Annotated in this window: 1 protein-coding gene; it reads right to left on the minus strand. The window is 32.7% G+C overall.

The genetic code is table 11. The features are described 5' to 3' along the window. Nucleotides 1–205 (minus strand): ribosome-recycling factor (locus FCK90_RS15315; protein ID WP_158035154.1); only part of this gene is annotated, 205 nt, incomplete at both ends.

Consider the following 205-nt stretch of genomic DNA (forward strand, 5'->3'; position numbering starts at 1 on the left):
CTTCTTTTTTCACTTCTTTAACCAACTCTTTACGACGTTCTTCCGTTAATTGTGGAATAGATAAACGTAGTACAGAACCATCATTATTAGGTGTTAAACCTAAATCTGATTTCAAAATTGCTTTTTCAATTTCACCTAAAATTGTTTTATCATAGGGTGTAATTAGCAACATTCTAGCTTCAGGAACGCTGATAGAAGCCATTTG

Source organism: Kocuria coralli (assembly GCF_008831305.1).
Classification (GTDB): domain Bacteria; phylum Actinomycetota; class Actinomycetes; order Actinomycetales; family Micrococcaceae; genus Kocuria; species Kocuria coralli.